This is a genomic window from Pseudoalteromonas sp. UG3-2 (genome assembly GCF_037120705.1).
Lineage (GTDB): Bacteria > Pseudomonadota > Gammaproteobacteria > Enterobacterales > Alteromonadaceae > Pseudoalteromonas.
Genome location: NZ_JAWLJU010000002.1, coordinates 2,076,040 through 2,095,572 on the forward strand (window position 1 = coordinate 2,076,040; position 19,533 = coordinate 2,095,572).

Annotated in this window: 17 protein-coding genes; 8 read left to right on the forward strand and 9 right to left on the reverse strand. The window is 45.5% G+C overall.

What is annotated here, in order from left to right; translation table 11 throughout:
* The first annotated feature begins 55 nt into the window (after nt 1-55).
* A complete protein-coding gene (locus tag R3P39_RS12425; RefSeq protein WP_336567835.1) occupies nt 56-1,666 on the forward strand; it encodes a S41 family peptidase in 1,611 nt (536 codons plus the stop codon).
* Nucleotides 1,663-2,052: a hypothetical protein gene (locus R3P39_RS12430; RefSeq protein WP_336567836.1), complete on the forward strand. Its 390-nt coding sequence runs from the start codon at nt 1,663-1,665 to the stop codon at nt 2,050-2,052. The genes R3P39_RS12425 and R3P39_RS12430 overlap by 4 nt, the downstream gene beginning before the upstream one ends.
* On the opposite strand, the gene R3P39_RS12435 is transcribed toward R3P39_RS12430, so the two are convergent.
* A complete protein-coding gene (locus R3P39_RS12435; RefSeq protein ID WP_336567837.1) occupies nt 2,042-2,926 on the reverse strand; it encodes a LysR family transcriptional regulator in 885 nt (294 codons plus the stop codon). The genes R3P39_RS12430 and R3P39_RS12435 overlap by 11 nt on opposite strands.
* 107 nt (nt 2,927-3,033) lie before the next feature.
* On the opposite strand from R3P39_RS12435, the gene R3P39_RS12440 reads away from it, so the two are divergent.
* Together R3P39_RS12440 and R3P39_RS12445 are read left to right on the forward strand one after the other, a co-directional pair.
* Nucleotides 3,034-3,600: an NADPH-dependent FMN reductase gene (locus R3P39_RS12440; RefSeq protein ID WP_336567838.1), complete on the forward strand. Its 567-nt coding sequence runs from the start codon at nt 3,034-3,036 to the stop codon at nt 3,598-3,600.
* Between the two features lie 118 nt (nt 3,601-3,718).
* Complete coding sequence (locus R3P39_RS12445; protein ID WP_336567839.1) at nt 3,719-4,405, forward strand: 4'-phosphopantetheinyl transferase family protein; 687 nt, start codon at nt 3,719-3,721, stop codon at nt 4,403-4,405.
* A 35-nt stretch (nt 4,406-4,440) separates the two neighbouring features.
* Here R3P39_RS12445 and R3P39_RS12450 read toward each other — a convergent pair whose 3' ends face one another.
* The 4 genes from R3P39_RS12450 to R3P39_RS12465 form a co-directional block, all read right to left on the reverse strand.
* Entirely contained in the window at nt 4,441-4,956 is a 516-nt protein-coding gene (locus R3P39_RS12450) for a DUF2489 domain-containing protein (protein WP_336567840.1), read from the reverse strand.
* Nucleotides 4,956-5,543 (reverse strand): Der GTPase-activating protein YihI, encoded by a 588-nt coding sequence (yihI, locus tag R3P39_RS12455; RefSeq protein WP_336567841.1) that lies wholly within the window; start codon nt 5,541-5,543, stop codon nt 4,956-4,958. Before yihI ends, R3P39_RS12450 begins: the two co-directional genes overlap by 1 nt.
* 10 nt (nt 5,544-5,553) lie before the next feature.
* Complete coding sequence (locus R3P39_RS12460; protein ID WP_336567842.1) at nt 5,554-6,096, reverse strand: class I SAM-dependent methyltransferase; 543 nt, start codon at nt 6,094-6,096, stop codon at nt 5,554-5,556.
* A gap of 760 nt (nt 6,097-6,856) precedes the next feature.
* Nucleotides 6,857-7,489, reverse strand: a complete 633-nt coding sequence (locus R3P39_RS12465) for a c-type cytochrome (RefSeq protein WP_336567844.1) — start codon at nt 7,487-7,489, stop codon at nt 6,857-6,859.
* A gap of 460 nt (nt 7,490-7,949) precedes the next feature.
* Here R3P39_RS12465 and yihA point away from each other — a divergent pair, with 460 nt between their 5' ends.
* Nucleotides 7,950-8,585 (forward strand): ribosome biogenesis GTP-binding protein YihA/YsxC, encoded by a 636-nt coding sequence (gene yihA, locus R3P39_RS12470; protein ID WP_336567845.1) that lies wholly within the window; start codon nt 7,950-7,952, stop codon nt 8,583-8,585.
* 20 nt (nt 8,586-8,605) lie between these two features.
* On the opposite strand, the gene R3P39_RS12475 is transcribed toward yihA, so the two are convergent.
* From R3P39_RS12475 to polA, 3 genes are all read right to left on the reverse strand, one after another.
* Nucleotides 8,606-9,136: a DUF1285 domain-containing protein gene (locus tag R3P39_RS12475; protein ID WP_336567847.1), complete on the reverse strand. Its 531-nt coding sequence runs from the start codon at nt 9,134-9,136 to the stop codon at nt 8,606-8,608.
* Nucleotides 9,123-9,692, reverse strand: coding sequence for a YceI family protein (locus R3P39_RS12480; RefSeq protein WP_336567848.1), 570 nt, complete (start codon nt 9,690-9,692; stop codon nt 9,123-9,125). Before R3P39_RS12480 ends, R3P39_RS12475 begins: the two co-directional genes overlap by 14 nt.
* A gap of 575 nt (nt 9,693-10,267) precedes the next feature.
* A complete protein-coding gene (polA, locus tag R3P39_RS12485) occupies nt 10,268-13,024 on the reverse strand; it encodes a DNA polymerase I (RefSeq protein ID WP_336567849.1) in 2,757 nt (918 codons plus the stop codon).
* A gap of 432 nt (nt 13,025-13,456) precedes the next feature.
* On the opposite strand from polA, the gene elbB reads away from it, so the two are divergent.
* The 3 genes from elbB (at nt 13,457) to R3P39_RS12500 (ending at nt 17,467) form a co-directional block, all read left to right on the forward strand.
* Nucleotides 13,457-14,107, forward strand: coding sequence for an isoprenoid biosynthesis glyoxalase ElbB (elbB, locus tag R3P39_RS12490; protein WP_336567850.1), 651 nt, complete (start codon nt 13,457-13,459; stop codon nt 14,105-14,107).
* A 250-nt stretch (nt 14,108-14,357) separates the two neighbouring features.
* Nucleotides 14,358-14,750 carry a c-type cytochrome gene (locus tag R3P39_RS12495; RefSeq protein ID WP_336567851.1) on the forward strand — a complete coding sequence of 131 codons (393 nt, stop codon included), beginning with the start codon at nt 14,358-14,360 and terminating at the stop codon, nt 14,748-14,750.
* A gap of 140 nt (nt 14,751-14,890) precedes the next feature.
* Nucleotides 14,891-17,467: a diguanylate cyclase domain-containing protein gene (locus tag R3P39_RS12500; RefSeq protein ID WP_336567852.1), complete on the forward strand. Its 2,577-nt coding sequence runs from the start codon at nt 14,891-14,893 to the stop codon at nt 17,465-17,467.
* Here R3P39_RS12500 and rep read toward each other — a convergent pair.
* Nucleotides 17,453-19,468 (reverse strand): DNA helicase Rep, encoded by a 2,016-nt coding sequence (gene rep, locus R3P39_RS12505; protein WP_336567854.1) that lies wholly within the window; start codon nt 19,466-19,468, stop codon nt 17,453-17,455. The genes R3P39_RS12500 and rep overlap by 15 nt on opposite strands.
* Between the last annotated feature and the right edge of the window lie 65 nt (nt 19,469-19,533).

Below are 19,533 nucleotides of genomic sequence, written 5' to 3' on the forward strand. Positions count from 1 at the left end.
TATCACTGTGGATGCTAACTTTTAAGCAATCCATTTTTATTGGGAACAACGACTAATGCAGCGTCTTTTTTCGGTTTCAACGGGTATTTTTCTAAGCTTGCTACTGGCCGCATGCGGTGGCGGAGGGAGCAACGATAATAACATACCCAGCAGCCCAACGCCTGACAATAATAGCACCGAGCCACCACCGGCTCCTACGTGGACGTTTAACGTCTACCCACCCTCAGATCAGTTTATCAACTTTTGCGCTGACCCTCGCAGCGGCGGCGACCCTTATAATAATAATCAGCCTTACCCGGATAAAGCGGGTACTGCAATGCATGAAAAAATGTGGTTACGCTCATTTACCAACGAAACTTATCTTTGGTATGACGAAGTTGAGGACAACGACCCCAAGCAATTTGACAGCATCATTGCTTATTTCGAGCAACTGAAAACCAATGAACAAACCCCGAATGGCGCCAATAAAGACCAGTTCCATTATTATGAATCGTACGAAAGCTTTCAAAAACAAGCACAGTCTGGTGTAAGTACCGGTTATGGTATTCGCTGGGCGGTGATATCAGCTGCGCCACCACGTAACTTTACAGTGGCCTTTGTCGAGCCCAATTCACCTGCAGCAAACGCCGGTATTGTTCGCGGGGATAAAATAATCGCCATTGATGGCGTAGATTTTATCTCAAGTTCTGACACTGACACCTTAAATGCCGGGCTTTCTCCAAGTCAGAGTGAGCCACACGAATTTGTATTTGAATCCCAGCAAGGCGAACAAAAAGAGGTGACGTTAACCTCTATGGATATAGAAACAACACCAGTGCGTCGTGCACAAATACTCAAAACCGACAGCCGTAAGGTTGGTTATGTGCAGTATAATCAGTTTATTCCAACCGCTCAGCAAGGTTTAATAGATGCTTTTAACCTATTTCGTCAGCAGCAAATTGATGACCTAGTCTTAGACATGCGTTACAACGGCGGTGGCAGGGTAATTATGGCTGCCCAGTTAGGGTTTATGGTCGCCGGAAATCAAAGTCTGGAACGCGTGTTTACTACCAGCACATTGAACGATAAACGCCAAGCCGAAGAAGAATCTACCGAGTTTGAACCACGGGTAATTGACTGGCCTAATAATGCCTTTACCGAACAACAATTGCCGTCTGTCTCGCTGCCTCGGGTGTATATTTTAACTACACGCGGTACCGCTTCAGCCAGCGAGAATGTTATCAATGGTCTGCGCGGCATTGATGTCGAGGTATATTTGATTGGTGATAAAACTCGTGGCAAACCTTATGGCTTTGCTCCAGCGCAAAACTGTGGCACGGTGTATTACACCATTCAATTTGCTTCCGAGAATGCCAAAGGCTTCGGTGATTATGCCGATGGCTTTATGCCCGCAGGTCCATCGAGCAGCGGTGAAATTGGCCTAACAGCCAGTGTACCTGGCTGCCAGGTCAGCGATGACTTCACTCAGCCATTAGGCAGCGAGCAAGAAGCCATACTCGCAGCAGCACTTCAGCATATTGAGACGGGAACCTGTCCTGCACAAGCGCAATTTGCCCCAGAAACTAATACTCAACATTTAAATTTACAAGGTGAAGCGGTAACCCTGCCACAGCATCCTGCCCGTGATGGCGCTATTTGGATGTTTCCTGAGGAGCGCAACCAGTGACTAAAATAACATTCACAGCCTCTTTACTGCTGGCAACGCTGCAGCTTGGCTGCCAAGCCAAGCCTGAGCAACACAGTAACGTTCAAAATGCGGTACTAACAAATGGTTCAGCGGCCACCATCAAACAGCTAAAACAAGCAATCGTTACATTGACAGGGGGGATGCCCCCGAAGCTTGCCACCACAGTATTTCAACGCAGTCCACATTTAATTTTGGAGCATGGCAACAGTAAACAAGCTGATGGCGCACCAATACTGGGCAATCATGAGCTGGATTACGACAGCTTTACACTACAACTGCGTGGCACGCTTTGTGTATTGTATTACCCTAAAAAGCAAACCTTTGTGCCACTGCAACAGCTTAGCTGTGAAGCCACTACAAACTAGCGAAGTGGCGCTTTAAGATGTCGCATAAGGCTTGTACTTTGGCGGTGCGATGCACCAACATATGAGTAACCAACCACACTGGGCTAAGCCATTCAAGCTCGTTTGCTAATACCGGTTTTAGCTCCGGGTAGCGTTTCGCGACATCGTGCTGCAGGCCACCAATACCAAGGCCATTAACAATCGCTCTGGTGGCATCGGATGTTTCCGATACCCGCAGCATTACTTGGCTTTCAGGGATCTGCTCATCTACCCATGCAAAGTAAGGTACACGAGCATTAAATCCCGCCACCCCAGAGACAAAGTAATGATACTGAAGTGCTGTTTGCGAAGTCGGTAGCCCCATTCGATTAATATAACTCGAGGAAGCGTATAGTCCTGCTTTTAACGTATTGAGGTGCTGCACAATATAGTCGGGTTCATCCGGTTTTGGACCGGCACGCACCGCCACATGGGCTTGGCCATGATCTAGCCTTAAACGCTTCTGATCTAGGATCACCTCAAGCTGTACTTGCGGATGTAGTTGCTGAAAGCTCAAACAGGGCTCCGACAGCATATCCATAAAACCGCTGACGGTGGTTAACAGCAACTTGCCTCGTAACTGACTGTCTACAGCAGCAATAGAGGTGCTCAGTTGCATTAGCTGCTCGTCTATTTGGCTGGCGGTCAGCAGTAACTTTTCACCAGCTTGAGTAACCTGATAGCCTCTAGCATGACGGTGAAACAATCGTGTTCCCAACGCTTCTTCCAGCGCATTTATGCGCCGCAACACGGTACTATGGTGGATCTCCAAGCGCTCAGCCGCCGCCGATAAAGTACCACACTTAGCCACATTGTAGGCTACCTTAAGATCTTGCCAATCGGTAAACTTATCCATCGTTGCTCCTGTGCATATATGCACATAAGCTTTGCGCTTATTTCGGTTTCATGCAAGGAAAACTTTGCTACTATCTTATCAACATAAACCAATAAGGATTCAACAAGATGACCACAGCCAAAATTATCGCCCTAGCAGGCAGTCTTAGAAAAGACAGCTATAACCAGCAACTTATTCAAGCAGCCGCCAATTTTGCCTTAGAAGCAGGCGCCGAAGTTGAAGTCATAAAGCTACAAGATTTAGATATTCCCATGTTTGATGAGGACTTGGAAGCCCAAGATACGCCGCAAGGGGCACAAATCCTGAAAGACAAATTACGCGATGCCGATGGCATTTTATTGGCCAGCCCAGAATATAATGGCTCGTTTACCGCGGTATTAAAAAATGCCATCGATTGGGCTTCAAGAACCGAGCAAGGCGCAGTGCCTGCTTTCAGAAACAAGGTGGTGGCGCTTTATGCCACTTCACCTGGTGGTTTAGGAGGCTTGCGCGGCCTCAATCACGTACGCGATGTCCTTTCCGGCATTGGAAGCTTAGTGCTGGCCGATCAGCTTGCCGTACCTAGCGCGTTTGAAGTCTTTGATGAGCAGGGCAAAATAAAAGACCCTGCGCTGGCAGAAAAAGTCTCCGGTTTAGCCCTACAGCTGGTGTCAGTAGCTAGCAAATTAAAGTAATCGCTAAACACTGACAACTTCTTGCTATGAGCGCTTAGCTATTGCAAACTAAGCGCTCAAAACCAATAAAGGAATACCTTGGGCCTTTATTACTGAGGATGGTTGTTGGGAGTCAACTTTGCAAAGTACCAAATCCACACTGTTTACAGCACAATTAAACTTGCCTTTTTACTGCATTCAATTTGCCCCAGAGAGTTACGATGAGAGCTCTTTTGCAGATTATGGCATTGCCCCCCCCAACCACTTGCAACGCGCGGTGGCGAAAAGAAAAGCCGAATACCTCGCCGGGCGGATTTGCGCGCAACACTGTTTAGTACAGCTTGGCCATCCTGACTTTACCGTACACAGCGGTGAAGATCGTGCCCCTATTTGGCCGCCAACAGTTCGCGCCAGCATTACTCACACTCGGGGGATTGCGGCGGCGATTGCCACCACTGACAAGGCGATTAAGGGAGTGGGGATTGATATCGAGCGCGATATGGCGGCAAAACAAGAACGCGAACTGCAGCGACAGCTATTGCACCCGCAAGAATATGACTTGTTTACGCGTTTAGGTAAGCACCGACACAACCCTTTGACCTTAATTTTTTCTGCCAAAGAAAGCATCTATAAGGCGCTATATTCAACGGTACAATGTTTTTTTGGTTTTGATGCAGTGAAGCTCACCGACTTTAATGACCATCAGCTACAGTTTACTGTGATGACTCCTTTGCACCAAAGCATTCAGCCTGGAGCAAGTTTAACGGTCTATTATCAGTGTGTTGAGGGCTTGGTATTAACGGAGTGTGAGTACCGGAGCAAGTAGCTAAAGCGCTCAGCTGAGCGCTTTTTTGTGCTGGGTTATTGGAATACCACGTTTTCACTGCCGGGAGCCGCTTTAAAGCGCACAATTAGATTTTCACAATCGGCTAAAATCTCTTGCTCTAAGCGTTCCTCAGCGCGCCAACGTTGGCTGTCCATTTTAAAGATTTCTTTTTTCGAGTACTTTTTACGGGCTTCATGGGTCGGCATTTCTTTAACCTCTTCATACATTTTGAATACCCCAGGGTAGGCCTGTTGCAAGTCTACCTCTTCATCAAAACTGTATTGAGATATTAACACCCATACGCGCAAGCAGCCTTCTGAATACTCACATTGCTTTTCTTTCATCGCTCGTGCGATTAAGTTAACGCTGTCGGCAATTTTGCCATTGCGCGCTTGCCTGGACTCTTCCAGCTCTTGGGCTTTTTTTTCGCGATACTTAGCAATCACTTCTTTTTGCACCTTTAATTGCCATAGCAACTTGCCGGCATAAAATGCCAGCCCGGCAATGATCAGTGCACCAACAATGAGAGCAACAATCCACGCGCTATTCATTATTTATCGCCTTCCTCGAAATCATCGTCTAACCATTCGTTTGCTAGATCATTACTAACAAACTGCTCTAAGGGATCATCTTCTTGCATGTCACTTTCTTCGAACTCTTCGTCAATACCCAAGATTTCGCACAGCTCTTGGTGACGTGCAATACCGCGGTTGAAGTATTTCGCGTCTTTGCCGGTTAATAGCTCACCACGCTCATGGCGCTCGAGTAGAGCCATTAGGCGCTCGTCGTTTTCTAGCTGCTCTAGCTCTTGCTCAGGCGATAACGTCTCTTTGGCATTGCTCAGCTGTACCTGTGGCTGCAAGTGGCGTTTAAGCTCAGGTTGACTATGTTCAGCTTGCTGCTGCGGCTCAGGCTTAAGCACTACCGGCTTCTTACTTCCCACTCTGGGATCTTTTTTACTCGACCCTGACGATTGCTCTTTGGTCACGGTTTCTGGTGCGTTTCTTGAACCTGGCTTTTTGCCCTTGGTTTTTTTGTTACGCTGCTCTTTCATGGCGCGCAACTCTTGTAGCTTTTCTTTGCTTAATCTTGGCGTGCCATTGGCGGCCACTTTACGTGTCTTTTTCTTTCTGGTCATAACTTAATACCTAACATCTGCGCGGATCACGCTTAGTAAGAATGATGACATCATTCCCAACGAATTCTAAATCACAATCTAACTGTCTGGCAAAATACTCAAACGTCGCACGGCTAAAAAAGCTAATATGCGTTAAATCATTTTTGTAATGCCACGATTGAAATCGTGTCTTATCGATTACCAACTTTGTCATGAGTGCCAACGGACAGCCTGGCTTAAGCATGCTCAATAGTTGTTGCAGCACTTTACCTGGCGCAGCTAAGTGCTCCACCACCTCAGTACTTACAACAAAGTCGTAGCGATTATTTAGTACCTCTGGTCGATTAGCATAATAGAGATCGTATAACTCTACCGTGTGTCCGGCCTCACGGAGCATGTGCGCTAGCAAAGGCCCCGGCCCACAACCAAAGTCTAAGCCATAGCTTTGTGGTGCAACTCGTTGCAACAACGGTTCGGCTAGGCGAGATAAAAAGCGCCTGTAACCGGCATCTTGCAAATCATTTTCATGACTATCATAGATGGCTTTCTCAGCAGCCGCCGACAACCAGTCCATAGGCTCCACCATAACCAAATGGCAACGCCCGCATTGCCAATAAAGCCTATGCTTATCGCGATAATAGTGTGTTAACTGAGTGCCATGACATAGGCCACAAGATAGTGAAGTTTCGCTTTGCAATGGTCGTTAGTAATTGCTTAATGAAGTGGCTATTGTAGCAGCAATGCTGAGGGCAACCAAATAAAAAGGCGGCAGAGATTGCTCTCTACCGCCTGCTAATCTGAGCGTCACAACTGGACACTTCTCCCTTCGACTTTTTTAAGTCTTATTGTTGTTTTTGTTATCTTGTATCTTCCGTTTTGTTTTTATTTTAGACTTCCGTGATGCTATCCATATTGTTTTTATTATTAGACTTCCATGGATTTTCTTTTTCTCGGTCTTCCTAACGCTTTGTTTTTAATCCTTTGTATCTAACTGATACTTAACCTTGCCACCTACGCTTCCGTATCGAATTGTCCCTGTTTTTGTATTGCTTGGCGACAACCAATAATCTACGCTCTTGAGCTCGAGTTACAACTGTTTAATAACAAATTTATTACCTAAATATTTTTTATTCTATAGTTTTTTTCATAATTACATAAACTTACAATGAACAATAGTCGAAAAATAAGCCAAAACTTACATTAGCCAATAGCTACTGTCTTACATTAAAAGTGAGATATTTCTTACACGGCAGGCACAAAAAAAGGCAGCTGATGCTGCCCTTTTTTCAACAGTTAAGAGTTTACACTGAGGTGTATAACTCTGCTATACGACTTTAGTGTAGGCCACCTAAGTATTTCGATAATACTTCGATGTCTTTGTCTGTTAGCTTCTGTGCGATGTCTTGCATCATACCGTTCATGTCATTGTTACGCGTACCATCGCGGAACTTTTCAAGCTGAGACTTGATGTACTCTGGGTGCTGGAAAGAAATCTTCGGGAAGTTTGCCAGTGAAGTACCATTACCACGCGGGCCGTGACATGCTGCACAAGCCGGAATACCGCGCTCTGCATCACCTGCTTTAAATAACTTCTGACCCGTTGCTACTACGTCTTCTGGCGTAGTACCCGCTGTCATGGTTAATGAAGAGAAGTAAGCCGCCAGGTCTTTCATATCCTGATCTGACAATGGCATCGCCATACCGCTCATTACAGGGTCCATACGACCTTCTTCACCACCTGAAGTCATACCTAACTTGAACTCTTTTAGTTGCTTGTAGATATAATCAGCGTGCTGACCTGCAATTTTTGGATACATGGTCACAGGGGCATTGCCATCTGGACCGTGACATGCTGCACATGTTGCAGATTTCGCTTTACCCGCCTCTGCGTCACCATCGAATGCCGATGCGTTGCTTGCTGACAACGTACCAAGCAACATTGTTAAAGTTAATGCTATTTTTTTCATGGTAAATTCTCTGTTTCCGACCCTGTAATTTACACCCAGGCGAAAAAGTCGCTTTCTTTATTGCTTGGGCTGATAATACCAATCAGTACTAATTAGGTTGTTATGTTAATCAGATGAATTCTACATGCAATGCTTTCTATTACCAAAAGAGAAAACATTGCTCCACCTAAAAAATATTTGCTCAGTAGTCACTACTGATTGGTATAAACTTTAGACTGACATTGCAATTCCTACATTCTACACGATATTACTTTCTCTGGCACGTTTTCTGCTCATATTAAACTTATAATTTATAGGGGTTTGACCTAGATTAAAGCGTAAACCACCTATCTCAGCTGAATTTCGCTAAAAATTGCACCTTGGCAAGCTTAACCACTGTACAGTATTTCTTTTGCTAAGCTTAATACTGTTATAAAATACGCAGTTCAATCCGCAAAAGTTTAATCAGTTAGGAGTCAGCGTGCTTAAATCTCGCGTTCAATATAACTCAGCACAGTTTATTACCAGTGCCCCAGATATCAGCAAACTGCCACCAGACTCAGGGATCGAAGTTGCTTTTGCGGGCCGCTCCAATGCCGGAAAGTCCAGTGCCCTCAATGCCCTCACGGATCAAAAGCTGGCCCGAACCAGTAAAACACCAGGCCGTACCCAATTAATCAATACCTTTTCCTTAGGAGAAGATCAGCGCTTAATCGACCTTCCAGGTTATGGTTATGCCAAGGTGCCATTGGAAATGAAGAAAAAGTGGCAAAAGGCGCTCGGTGAATACTTGCAAAGAAGGCAATGCTTAAAAGGCATCGTGGTGTTAATGGATATTCGCCACCCGCTAAAAGATCTTGATATGGATTTAATTCACTGGGCTACCAGTAGTAATATTCCCGTATTGGCGCTACTTACTAAGGCCGATAAATTAAAGCAGGGCAAACGAAAAGCGGAAGTGTTACAAGTGCGCCGTGCACTCAGTGAAATTGATGGCGACATCACCGTTCACCCTTTTTCATCATTAAAGGGGATCGGTCTGAATCAACTAGCGTGGAAGCTAGATGAGTGGTTCTTAGGCCCCTTTAACCCAGAAGAACAAGTCGACAGCAATTAATAAAGCCCACAAAAGCGCGTTTAGCCCAAATAGAAACGCGCTTTGGCAGAGTCTAGATAAAAGCCCTGGTCATCTTGCTGTAACAGCTCTGCCCATTGATAATACACGTTCCTTGCAATCACAGCACTGAGGCCATAGTTCAATTCAAGGTAGGGTATTTGGCTTTGCCCTTGGGATTGCACCTTTAACGGAAAAGCAGCGCAAATTGGCCACAGCCGGTTGAGGTTATCCTCGGCCAAAATACAGGGCGCCAACCCCAAAGTCTCAGCCTCGTCACAGTAATGCCATTGTTGGATCACAAACGGGTGAGATTCAACCTCCACTTCGCAGGTTTCTGCGGGCGTTTTCAACCAATAGCGACCAGACTCATAGATTAGCACGCTGGCAAACAAAGCGACTAAAGATTGCCGCTTTATTTCTGCACCTTGATGATACCAGCGACCATCGCGGGCAATTTTTATCTCTGACCAGCCACATGACGGCGCCGACCATTGTTGCGTCGGCGCGTGAGTTGCCACGTACTTGTCAATCAGAGTATTAATCTTGTGCATTAAAAACCAAGTTGAAACTAACCGGCACACTGGTTGCAATCGACTTAAGCCCAGCGATTTCTCTGAGTGCCTCAATCCCTTTGCCTAAACCAAACGCTGGGGCATTGATGATCACCGCTTTCACCGGTGTCACCACGACACTGTCGGCACTTTTCGTGACCAATAAATCAAGGCTTAACTGCTCAATTTGACCATGCAGTGATAAGTTGGCGCTGACATCAGACACTTTTGTGGTCCCTGCTGGTAACTTAGCCAGATGCATCGAGACATCGGCTGTCACGGTGGCGTGCGGGTATTGCGAAACATTAAAAAGCATTTTTCGCATGCGCTCGTTACGAATTGGGATCAGTGATTCCACACTGCTAAGGTCGATCTGTAATTGCAGTTGCCCCTGCTCAGAGATAGTGCCATCAAGCCCAGTGAAATGGTGAACTTCGGCAACGCTAGATTGCTTCACCGAAACAAAGCTAACATCGCTCAATTGTGAGTCTAATTGCCAAGCAGCGAAGGCTTGACTACAAAACAGCGCACTTGCTACCAGAAAGGGTTTAAGCATGACGACTTCCTTTTAAATGAGAGTTAATTGCATTTATGCTATTCAGTGTAAGGCCTAGTATAAATTAAATAAACCTTAAATTAGTCTGATGTTGTTACGCTATGAAAAAAGGAAAAGTTTGCATTAAGAAAAGAAAAACACGGCTCGTAAAAACTACGAGCCGTTATAGCAATCTGGGGAGAAGCTATCAATACACTGTATCCTCTTACGAGAGATACATCATCAACAGGATGTCCTACAGGATGAGGACGGAGCGGACTCTATCAAATGGATTCCAAGAAATAAATACCTTAAAGCAAAACACAAGCCAATTTGATAAACTTTCAACGTATTTTTTTTATTTTTTACCCAAGATTAACAGAGGCTACAATTCAAAGATGCTATAGCGCAAGTGAATACTCGCATTAGTTTTGTGGTTTTAAGTAAATAGGTGGTGGTGGCGAGTGCTTCGATGTCATTACCCGTCTTTCTAATCACAATCCAAATCACTGCGTATGCAATGTAATAAGCGTAAAAAGCACCGCAGTAACGGTGCTTCTTGTTGCTATGCAGTTAAGCAAATGGCCGAGCCAACGTTAATGTGCTTGTTCCCAATTTTCACCACTGTCCGCTTCGACCAATAAAGGCACATCAAGGCTGGCGGCGTCACTCATTAATTGACAGATCTTAGCACTGTATTCATCCACTTTATCGCTTGCCACTTCAAACACCAGTTCATCGTGCACTTGCATAAGAAGCTGAATATCGTTGCTGTCACAGCTTTGCAGCCATTCATCAACCGTGATCATCGCCTTTTTAATGATATCTGCTGCGGTGCCCTGCATCGGCGCATTAATAGCGGCACGTTCAGCCGCCTTTCGGCGTGCGCCATTACGGGCTTTAATATCCGGTAGATACAAGCGACGACCAAATAAGGTTTCGACGTAGCCTTTTTCTGCCGCTTCTTCACGGGTGCGTTCCATGTATTCCAGCACCCCTGGGAAACGCTCAAAGTACTTATCCATGTAGTGCTGCGCTTCATGGCGTGGAATATCGAGTTGCCTTGCGAGGCCAAACGCACTCATACCGTAAATCAAGCCAAAATTGACGGCCTTGGCTTTACGACGCATATCTGAGGTCACTTCTTCAAGTGCCACAGAGAACACTTCAGAAGCTGTGGCACTATGGACGTCCTTCCCTTCAGCAAAGGCGCTCAGTAAGCCTTTATCTTGAGATAAATGCGCCATGATCCGCAGCTCAATTTGGCTGTAGTCGGCAGCGACAATTTGCTTGTTGCTATCCGCCACAAACGCTTGTCGAATACGACGACCCGCTTCATTACGAATTGGAATGTTCTGCAGGTTTGGATCGCTTGAACTTAATCTGCCTGTGGCGGTAACCGCTTGATGATAAGAGGTATGAACCCGCCCCGTATCAGGATTCACCAATTTGGGTAACTTATCGGTGTAGGTCGACTTCAGTTTCGCCAGCCCGCGGTGTTCAATAATGAGTTTCGGTAACGGGTAATCATGGGCCAGCTCTTGCAGGACTTCTTCTGCGGTTGACGGTGCGCCCTTTGGCGTTTTCTTAATCACCGGCAGCTCCAGCTTGTCAAATAAAATAGCTTGTAACTGTTTTGGTGAACCCAGATTAAACTCTTCGCCAGCAATAGCAAACGCTTCTTGCTCAAGCTCTTGTAAACGCTTTTCTAATTCAACACTTTGCTTGCCTAGCATATCACCATCAATGTGCACACCGGTGCGTTCTATACGCGATAAAACACTCAAGAGTGGCAGTTCAATGTCGGTAAATACTTGCTTTAAACTCGGCTCTTTTTCGATCAGAGGCCAAAGATGCTGGTGTAGGCGCAAGGTAATATCGGCGTCTTCCGTCGCATAAGGTGCTGCTTTTTCTAATTCAATTTGATTGAACGTCAGCTGGTTTTTACCTTTACCTGCTACCTCTTCAAAACTAATGGCTTTATGACCTAGGTACTTTAATGCCAACGAGTCCATGTCATGGCGGGTGCCAACACTATTAAAGACATAGGATTCCAGCATGGTATCAAAGGCAATCCCCTTTAACTCTAACCCTGCTTTGGCTAAGACACTTTGATCGTATTTTAGGTTTTGTCCCACCTTCGCCAGCTTGGGATCCGCCAACAGCGGCGCCATGCGCTCAAACACAAGCTCTCGAGAGAGCTGCTCTGGGGCACCCACGTAGTCGTGGGCAATGGGTAGATAAGCTGCTTCACCAGGGGCAACCGCAAAACTCATACCCACCAGTTCGGCTTCCATATAATTTACGCTGGTGGTTTCGGTGTCAAAAGCAATGAGCTCAGCCTGTTGCAGCTTTGTTATCCATGCATCCAGCTGCTCAGTAGTGAGAATGGTTTCATAATTAGCCTCCACCTTTGCAGCAGCTGGGGCCGAGCCTTGTGCTTCAATATCAACAATATCCTGCTGTGGTTGACCGTCTAATAATTCAGCTAACCAGCGTTTAAACTCACACTCACCATAAAGCTTAATTAAGCGGTCTTTATCCATCTCTGCAATTTGAAATTGCTCAAGATCTTGTTCCACCTCACAATCGAGTTTAATGGTGGCTAATTCGTAAGATAAGCGTAACTGTGACTCGTGCTCTGCCAGCTTTTTCGCCATTGTTTTCGAACCGCGAAAGCCAAGATCGGCGATCTTATCCAGGTTTTCATACAAAGAATCAATCGATCCTAACCCTTGCAGCATGGCCAGAGCCGTTTTCTCTCCAACTCCAGGGACACCTGGGATGTTGTCCACCTTGTCACCCATCAGTGCAAGATAGTCAATGATCAATTCAGGGCCAATACCAAATTTATCCACGACCCCTTGAGGATCTAAAATGGTGTTGGTCATGGTATTAATCAGTGTCACATGCTCATTCACCAACTGGGCCATGTCTTTATCACCGGTGCTGATCAACACATGGCGGTTTTGCTCCGCAGCGATCCGAGAAAAGGTTCCGATCACATCATCAGCTTCAACACCACTGATGCTCACCAAGGGCAAACCCATGGCTTTGATGATCTCATGGATAGGCTCTATTTGGCTTCTAAGATCATCTGGCATAGGCGGCCGGTGTGCTTTGTACTCACTGTACATCTCATTTCTAAACGTTGGCCCTTTGGCATCGAATACCACTACCATATGGCTTGGCTGATATTGCTTTAACAAGCTTTTCAGCATGTTGATCACACCATAGATAGCCCCTGTTGCTTCACCTTTTGAGTTTGTTAAGTGTGGTGGAGCATGGTAAGCACGGAATAAATAAGAAGAGCCGTCAACCAAGATCAAGGGGTTTTCAGGGATCTGAGACATATATATTGGATCCTAAATTCATCTTTAATAGAGTAGGATATAAGGATGCCACAAGGTGGCTAATAAAACGAGTTGCTAAGGATAACTATCGGTTGATATTTTTAATAACGGCCTGTGGATAACTTTGTAGACAAACACGAGAAATCGCTCTGAACTTATGATTAAAAAGTTAGAGTGCTTCGTAGATGGTTGATTTGCTTGCGCTTTTAAACCCGTTTTTATTGTTATTATCTTTACCGGTTTGTGGATAAAGAATTTTTTGCGTTACTCTGTACGAACTAGGTGAGTAAAAAGTAGCCTGATTTTTTCAAGCGGAGGAGTATACTACCATAATTGATCAAAGATCATAGATGATCCTTTATAATTTTTTCATCCTATGGGGATCGTTTTTATGCATAAGAGCGCAATGATGCGCTATTAAAGGAGAGACCAATGAAAAAAGTTGCCGTAATTTTAAGTGGCTGTGGTGTTTTTGATGGTGCCGAAGTAAATGAAGCTGTACTTACTATGCTCTATTTAGAAAAAGCGGATGCACAGTATCAATGCTTCGCCCCTAATATTGAGCAGTTTCACGTTATCAATCACCTTACCGGTGAAGAAATGGATGAGCGCCGTAATGTCTTGGTGGAGTCGGCTCGTATTGCTCGCGGTGAAGTCAAAGACTTAGAAACACTTAATGCCGATGATTTCGATGCCCTAATTTTACCTGGCGGCTTTGGTGTGGCGAAAAACCTCTGCGACTTTGCTATAAAAGGGGCGAAATCCACTGTGCTCGAAAGCGTCAAAGTAGCCTGCACTGAATTCAGTCGCCAACAAAAGCCCATTGCTTATCTGTGTATAGCGCCGGCGCTTATTGGCCATATTCATCCACCAGGTACGCTAGCGACGATTGGCAACGATGTTGAAACGGCAGCCGCCATAGACACCTTAGGTGCTAAACATCAACAATGTGAGGTAAGTGATATCGTCGTTGATGACAATGAAAAAGTCATCAGCACCCCAGCTTATATGCTGGCCAACTCGGTATTAGAAGCGGCAACAGGTATCGAAAAAGCGGTAAATAAATTAGTCGCTATGTCTTAATGTAAACTCAATTACGGTGATAACCGTAAATAAGTAGTGAGCTCAGGATTACGTTTTAGCATAGCCCTGAGTTTGCTTAGGGTGACCACTGAAATAGGGCAACAAAACTTGCCCTATCGCAATAAAATTAAAGTTTTGCGCATTTATAATTAAGTTTCCGTTTTATAAATGAACAGGTGGCGTTATAATCCCGATAATTCCGTCATCTAATATCGTGAATGAACACGTTCAAACGAAGTGAGCAAGGTAAATGAAAAAACTTTCAGCAGCACTTTTATTGCTATCAACAGCCGCAGTTGCGCAACCATACGACAATTCATTAACTGAAGAAGCGATCAAAGAGCGCCTTCAACCTATCGGCTCAGTGTACTTGGCTGGTGCTGAAAGCGAAGCCGATGCAGCACCAACAGGCCCACGCTCAGGTGAACAGGTTTATCAAGCCGCGTGTTTCGCTTGTCATGGCACAGGAGCACTTGGTGCACCAAAATCAGCTGATGACTGGGCTGCGCGCTTAGAAAAAGGCAAAGATGTATTACTCGATCATGCCATTAATGGCTTCAATGCCATGCCTCCACGCGGTACCTGTACAGATTGCTCAGACGAAGAAATAGCTGCAGCCATTGACTTTATGCTCGAGCAGTAAGTCACTTTACCCAAAAGCAAGACTTTACTCTTTCGGTGCGGCTATCTTAGCCGCACTTATTCACTAATTAGCACTTGACCACCCCAGCTAAAAGTGAAACTATAAAGTATAATAATTAAACAAAAATACCGGTTTCATCATTGGCAGAGCCACGGCAACAGGATCAGGGTCTAGCTCGACGAAATGCTAGATTAGAGTCTTTACTCAAAAAATATAAGAGAAAGTCTCAACTGCAATACGCTTTAATTCAGTTATCGGAACAGGCCAGCACTGTTGCTGAGTTGACCCTGTTGTATCCCGCCATTCACAATATTCTGTCACAATACCTCCCCAGTGAAAGCTTTTATGTGGTGCTGCAAAATCGTTATACCCAAGCATTAGAATTATCCTACTTTGTCGATGAAAAAGATGGGATCTCTGTGCCACTGCATGAATCGCATCACTTTAATCAGGGGGTCACTGGCTATGTATTCAAAACGGGAAAGACCCTCTATGTAACCAAACAGCAAATGCTCGATCAGGCTGCCGACGGTGACTTTACCATTATGGGTAGTCAAGCCGAGCACTGGGTAGGTGTACCAATTTACCGCGATGGCACTATTATCGGTGTGATGGTATCGCAAAGTTATCAAGAGTCGCAGTCATATAGCGAGCATCAAGTCGAGTTGCTTGAGGTCATGTCGTTGTATCTGGCTACGGCCATTGAGCGAGTTAAAAAACGTGAGCTATTAGAGTCCGAGGTAAAAATTCGCACTCGCGCCTTAATGCAAAGTAATGAGGCACTGAATAAAGAAATAGAATCACGGAAGCGGGCACTAGAACGCCAGCAAATTCTATTTAAAATTTCCGAACTTGCCACCCAGTTTTCCGATATTGATGACGTTTATCAGCAAGTTCATGACATTATTCGCTCCATCACCTTTGCTGACAACCTCTATATTGCCCTCTATGACAAAGAAAATGACTGGCTAACTTTTCCTTACAGTGTCGATGAACAAACCAGTTATCATCCGCGCCCTTTTGCCAATGGTTATAGCGAGCTGGTACTGCGTACCGAGCAGAGTCAGCTTATTGATAGCGACCGCGCGAAGGAATTAGTGGCTAACGGTACCGTAAAGCGCCCTAAGAGTTACGACCGTCGTTTAGCTGCCACTAGCTGGCTCGGTGCCCCACTTAAAACAGCGACTGGGGTTATGGGTCTGATCGCTTGTCAGGCTTACCACCATAAATACGAATTCAACCATGAAGATGTTGAACTGATCTCTTTTGTATCGAATCAAATTGCTCAAGTACTACAAACTCACTTGGCTAATCAGGCGCTGAAAACCAGTCACCAGCAATTAGAGCATCGAGTGGCAGAGAAGACCAAAGAGCTACAACAAACCAACTTGCATTTACAAATGCAAATTGAAGAACGTAAAAAAATCGAGCAGCAACTGTATCATGACGCCCACCACGACAGTTTAACTGGTTTGCCTAACCGCAGCTTGTTCCTTACGCAGTTGGAAAAAACACTGAAAAAGCACCACCGCTACCCAGAGAATAACTTTGCGGTGCTGTTTATTGATCTCGATAAATTCAAAGACATTAATGATGAACTGGGTCACCAAGCGGGAGATCAGTTTTTAGTTTGGGTTGCCCAGTCGTTTGCTGAGTGCATTCGTGAACACGACTTATTGGCACGACTTGCTGGAGATGAGTTTGTAGTCCTGCTTGACCACCTCACCGACCGCCAGCAAGCAGAAGACGTCGCCAAGCGAATTATCAAAGTAATGCAACAGCCGTTTTGCTTAAAAGGGGTCTGTATGCAAAGCGGCGCCAGTATTGGTATTACCTACAGCAGTAAGTCTTATCGCAATACCGATGAAATCATTCGCGATGCCGACGCCGCCATGTATTATGCCAAAAATGCTGGCCGTGGACGTTATGAGTTTTACCATCCACTTTTAACCGCAGGCAATAGTAGCCATAAACAGCAAGAGCACCATCACTTAGATAAACTGCCAACTCATTTTAGAGCAACGGAAATCGTAGCCTGGGAAGATAAAGTAGCCGCCATTTCGTTCTTAGAAGCCTTTGGAGAGCACCCTGTGCTGGGGAGCACCAACTTTGATATTTTGAAAAAGTTCGCTGCTGAAAAAGCACAACATTTAGAGGTGGAATTGCACCTACTTAAGCTGGCACAACAACTTGGGGCGCAGCAGCAAGGTGAAATGCTCTTCGGCTGCTCAACCATGTTACTCGAAAGCAGCCACTTTAGTGCCTTACAGCAACAGCTCAAGCAACAAGAATCCTCATTGTGCCTGTTATTTGAAGAAAATGAGCTGCGTTTTGCCTCCAGTCAGCAAATTCAAAACCTGAAACAATTAGCCGCTGAGAGCATTTCCATTGGTTTAAATAACTTTGGTAAAGACCGCTGTGATTTAACCTTAATTAGCCAGGTAGACTTCGACTTTGTACTGTTAAGCTCCACATTTAGTAAACGCGTATTGCAACAGAGCAGCTATGAGGTGCAGTTGCAAGGGATCTTAGCGGTGACCAAAGTAAAGGGCATTAAGGTCATTGCCCGAGGCCCTGCCATCTTGAACTTCAGAAGTTTACTCGAAAAGCACGGCCTGAGTTTATTCTTTGGCAAACAACAGATGCTGGGAGACAATTATCAAAACGGACTGAGCAGCTATATACCGAGTTTAGATAGCGAATCACTGCCGTCTTAGCATGGCGCGAAGATTGGCAACATTGGACTGCCCTTTTGCCATTCGTTCTTGCTGTGTCGCTACCTTCTTTTTCCCTTCTATTTGTAAATCATCTTGTGGTAACTCCTGCACAAAGCGACTTAACTCGGGAGTGATTTGCTCACCAAACTGACGCCGACTTTTGGTATAAGTCAGTGTTAAACTTTGCTGCGCCCGAGTAATACCAACATAAGCCAAGCGCCGCTCTTCCTCAACGTTGTCCTCATCAATGCTGCTTTGGTGGGGTAATAAACCCTCTTCCATTCCCACCATAAACACATGAGGATACTCGAGCCCTTTTGAGGCATGCAAAGTTAATAGCTGCACCGCATCGGAATCATCTTCCTCTTCATTGCGCTCTAGCATATCGCGCAAGGTCAGCTTACTGACCACTTCAGGTAATGTCATGGCTGGATTATCGGCATCGCCAGTGAGCATATCGCTGATCCAACGGTACAGCTCAGAGACATTTTTCATTCGCATTTCAGCGGCTTTAGCGCTTGGCGAGGACTCGTATAAATACGCTTCATAGTTAATTTCACGGATCATGTCTTTGACCGCCTCTAACGTGTCGCCCCGTGTCGCCCTATCAGATAGCTCCACCACCCAGCGGGCAAAGCCCATGAGTGCATTCAAGCCACGACCACTTAGACGTTGCGTGAGCTCAGCCTCAAAACAGGCAGCAAACAAACTAATATGGCGCTCGTTGGCAAAGCTACCTAACTTCTCTAGGGTCACAGGGCCAATCTCACGTCGTGGTGTATTGACGATGCGCAAAAATGCGTTGTCATCATCTTGGTTCACCAAAAAGCGTAAGTAAGCCATGATGTCTTTGATCTCGCTGCGAGCAAAAAACGACATCCCGCCACTGATTTTATATGGGATGCGGTTGGTCATCAGCGCTTTTTCAAATACTCGAGCTTGGTGGTTGCCACGATACAGCAAGGCATAATCACGATAACTGGTGCGCTTCATAAACTTGTGCGAAATAATCTCCGCCACCACCCGCTCTGCCTCATGCTCTTCATCACGAGTGCCGATAACGCGAATAGGATCGCCATAGCCCAGCTCACTAAACAGCTGCTTGTCAAACTCATGGGGGTTATTAGCAATGAGGATATTGGCCGCTTTAAGAATACGCCCTGCACTACGGTAATTTTGCTCTAGCTTGATTAACCGAAGTCCGGGAAAGTCTTTACTCAATAACACCAAATTTTGTGGTTTGGCACCGCGCCAAGAATAAATAGACTGGTCGTCGTCTCCCACCACCGTAAAGCGCGCCCGCTCCCCTACTAACAGTTTAACCAATTGGTACTGACTGGTGTTGGTGTCTTGATACTCATCCACGAGCAAATATCGGAAGCGATTTTGCCACTTTTCACGTACTTCAGGCGATTGATTCAACAACAACGTTGGGATCATGATCAAGTCATCAAAGTCGAGGGCGTTATACGCACGCAGCTGGTTTTGGTAGCGCCCATATAGCTGAGCAAAAAGCGCTTTTTGCGGCTCTTTCGCTTCTCGGATTGCCCTTTCAGGCAATATTAACTCATTCTTCCAGCTGCCAATCTGCATTTTTAACAGGTTGAGTAAGTCTTTATCTTTATCCAGTTCTTTTTCTGTGAGCTCACTTAACAGCTGGCCTGTGTCTTGATCGTCAAATAGCGAAAAGCCAGGCTTGAAACCCAGGGTTTTCACCTCTTTTTTAATGATCTCTAACCCCAGCGTATGAAAAGTCGACACCCATAAGCCCTTGGCCTCTTGCTTACCTAAGGTTTGCGCTACACGCTCACGCATTTCTTTTGCCGCTTTGTTAGTGAACGTCACCGCGGCAATGTTGCGCGCTTGGTATTGGCAGTTTTGCACTAAGTGGGCAATTTTGTTGGTGATCACCCGAGTTTTACCTGAGCCGGCCCCGGCAAGGACTAAGCATGGACCGCTGATGTATTTTACGGCTTCATTTTGTTTCGGGTTGAGCTTCATCTTTCTATCCGGTTGTTCACAGTGGTAATAGGCGCCCTAAAACATGGGCTGAGGGTGTCGCTTTA

What these genes read in the sequence shown, in the direction of transcription:
- R3P39_RS12425 (WP_336567835.1), top strand. Translation starts at nt 56, where the DNA reads ATGCAGCGTCTTTTTTCGGTTTCAACGGGTATTTTTCTAAGCTTGCTA.
- R3P39_RS12435 (WP_336567837.1), bottom strand. Translation starts at nt 2,926, where the DNA reads ATGGATAAGTTTACCGATTGGCAAGATCTTAAGGTAGCCTACAATGTG.
- R3P39_RS12440 (WP_336567838.1), top strand. Translation starts at nt 3,034, where the DNA reads ATGACCACAGCCAAAATTATCGCCCTAGCAGGCAGTCTTAGAAAAGAC.
- R3P39_RS12450 (WP_336567840.1), bottom strand. Translation starts at nt 4,956, where the DNA reads ATGAATAGCGCGTGGATTGTTGCTCTCATTGTTGGTGCACTGATCATT.
- yihI (WP_336567841.1), bottom strand. Translation starts at nt 5,543, where the DNA reads ATGACCAGAAAGAAAAAGACACGTAAAGTGGCCGCCAATGGCACGCCA.
- R3P39_RS12460 (WP_336567842.1), bottom strand. Translation starts at nt 6,096, where the DNA reads ATGGACTGGTTGTCGGCGGCTGCTGAGAAAGCCATCTATGATAGTCAT.
- R3P39_RS12465 (WP_336567844.1), bottom strand. Translation starts at nt 7,489, where the DNA reads ATGAAAAAAATAGCATTAACTTTAACAATGTTGCTTGGTACGTTGTCA.
- R3P39_RS12475 (WP_336567847.1), bottom strand. Translation starts at nt 9,136, where the DNA reads ATGCACAAGATTAATACTCTGATTGACAAGTACGTGGCAACTCACGCG.
- R3P39_RS12480 (WP_336567848.1), bottom strand. Translation starts at nt 9,692, where the DNA reads ATGCTTAAACCCTTTCTGGTAGCAAGTGCGCTGTTTTGTAGTCAAGCC.
- polA (WP_336567849.1), bottom strand. Translation starts at nt 13,024, where the DNA reads ATGTCTCAGATCCCTGAAAACCCCTTGATCTTGGTTGACGGCTCTTCT.
- elbB (WP_336567850.1), top strand. Translation starts at nt 13,457, where the DNA reads ATGAAAAAAGTTGCCGTAATTTTAAGTGGCTGTGGTGTTTTTGATGGT.
- R3P39_RS12495 (WP_336567851.1), top strand. Translation starts at nt 14,358, where the DNA reads ATGAAAAAACTTTCAGCAGCACTTTTATTGCTATCAACAGCCGCAGTT.
- rep (WP_336567854.1), bottom strand. Translation starts at nt 19,468, where the DNA reads ATGAAGCTCAACCCGAAACAAAATGAAGCCGTAAAATACATCAGCGGT.